3 protein-coding genes are annotated in these 2,243 nt (G+C 35.5%); 2 read left to right on the forward strand and 1 reads right to left on the reverse strand.

Annotation, left to right across the window (positions count from 1 at the left end; genetic code table 11):
* Positions 1-367 (forward strand): DUF1801 domain-containing protein (locus AC1DPQ_RS25520; protein WP_477611281.1); only part of this gene is annotated, 367 nt, incomplete at its 5' end.
* Between the two features lie 45 nt (positions 368-412).
* Entirely contained in the window at positions 413-865 is a 453-nt protein-coding gene (locus AC1DPQ_RS25525; protein ID WP_057933407.1) for a hypothetical protein, read from the forward strand.
* Between the two features lie 185 nt (positions 866-1,050).
* Here the strand turns inward: AC1DPQ_RS25525 and AC1DPQ_RS25530 are convergent.
* On the reverse strand, positions 1,051-2,243 hold a 1,193-nt coding region (locus AC1DPQ_RS25530), incomplete at its 5' end, for an RsiV family protein (RefSeq protein ID WP_477611282.1).

The following is a 2,243-nucleotide window of genomic DNA, read 5'->3' on the forward strand; positions in this document are numbered from 1 at the left end:
GGACTATACAGCATCTAATATTATGTTAAATCCTCTTGATAATTATTTCGAACAAAAAGATGAGTCGATTAAAAGTTGCCTTCAGTACTTAAGGTCGCTTTTAATGGGCTATACTGATATTACAGAGCATTGGAAATATGGGATGCCTTTTTATTACCATAAAGGAAAAATGTTCTGCTATCTTTGGACACACAAAAAGCTCCATCAGCCTTATATCGGTTTAGTTGATGGAAATAAAATTGAGCACGAAGATTTGTTGCAAGAGAAAAGAGCCAGAATGAAAATTTTATTGATCAACCACCTCGAAGATATCCCCAAAAAGAAAATTGAATCTATTTTAAAACAGGCCTTTGCCTTAAGGAAATAGATTATCTACCCTTTAATATCATCCGTTTACATTTCCCATTATTATATGTCTGCATTAAAATCTAAACTTTATCAGCTTTGCTTAACTTTTATTCAAAATAGGATAGAAAATATTGAATATTCTCTGCAACAGGCCAGGCAAGCTTCGAATGATGATACAAAAAGTAGTGCAGGCGATAAATACGAAACTACGCGCGAAATGATGCAGCAGGAGATGGACCGCAACAGTAAATTACTGTACGAAGCCGGACAACAGAAAATTGCATTACAACAGATCGAAAATGTAGAATCAGATCGCCTGGTTAAAAACGGAAGTTTGGTTTTAACCTCAGAAGGTAATTTTTATATTAGCATCAGTGCTGGTGAACTTAATACCGATGGACAAAAATTCTTTGCAGTATCGCAGGCTTCGCCAATCGGAAGGTTTTTGATTGGAAAAGCAATAAATGAAAGCTTTAAGTTTAATGGTAAAGATTATATCGTAAAAGAGATCCTGTAAAGTTTTCAGTTGGCAGTTTACAATTTGCACTAGGTAGTTGAGTTAAAAGTCTGCGTAATCTGTGTAATCTGCGGGGACAATTTATCCATAGTTATTCCCGCTGATTTAAGATGATAAACGCAGATGATAAGTTTTCAATTAACCGGTTCTAACATTTAACGTATTAAGCAATAATCAACTGTAATTTATTTAATTCCCATCCTCTGTGCAAAAGCCGGCACCAAATAAGTCTTTAAATCAGAATAAGGAATAAATATTACAATTTGTCCTTGTGCATAACTCGCCACTTCATATGGGTTGTACATAAAAGCAATTCCATTCGCATTAAAATAAAAATTTTTGTTCGGTTTTATAAAGTCATCAAAAAGAACAGTGCTTAGTGCATCTTTAGCTTTAACATTATATTCTTTACGAAGATTACGTTCTAAAATACTTTGTAAGGTATTCGAATCTATTTTGATGATATCGTTAAGCACCATTTGTTTTTTGTTTTTCACATCTAAACAAAACATTACGCTGCTGTAATTGCCATGTGCACCACCGGTGTAAGCATCAGCAAGGAAATCGATCACTACATAACCATTATCGTTATAATTAACCGATTGCTGACTGTTGTTGGTATAATTCATCCACGCCTGGAAATCGTCGCCACGGCTATTTTTCGATTGCTCTGTAACTTGCGTTTTATAGTTTTTGAAATAGGCAGCAGCAATATTTTTGAAACCGATTGAGCGGTCGACAGTAGATTTTATGCCAGCTATTTTTTTAAGTTCCACATTTAGCCAGTTGCCATATTCATCCTTGTTTTTACTTTCCAGGTATTCAAAGCTAATTTCAGCTGCAGGCGATTTTGGCTGATTGGCAAATGCCTTAACCGAATCTTTATAAATGCCTGCACTGAATGGATAACTGCCCTCAGGGTATTTTTCGGTTAAAGCTATCGGGTATTTTTTGATCTTATCACCACTTTCCCAATTGCCACTAAAACCATCTCCATTCCATTTTAAGGCTAAATGGGGCGATTTAAAATCCTGAGTAAAGTATGATTCATAAAAACTGTATTCAGTGAGAATAATGCTATCTTTCCCGATTAAAGTATCGGTTGATAGGTTAAGCCACGAGCCGTCATAGTAATAGGTACCACTTACATCATCATCAACCTTTTGCAGATGCATCACTACTTTTTTCCCTGCAATGGTACCTTCCAACCTCTTGTAAAAACTTTCTGCAAGTTCGGCCTTTGCATTCGCCGTACTATCATTTGTTGTTTCAGCGGTATTGCCTCCATTTTTAGGGTTGTTACAGGCAGATATAATGAGTAATCCGAAAAGGAAACAATGCAAATAATATTTCATAGGGAGGGTATAAAGTTTAATGG

The sequence above is a fragment of the Pedobacter sp. 01T416_2 genome, from assembly GCF_056398925.1.

Coding starts and splice junctions, on each gene's coding strand:
- AC1DPQ_RS25525 (WP_057933407.1), top strand. CDS start 413: ATGTCTGCATTAAAATCTAAACTTTATCAGCTTTGCTTAACTTTTATT.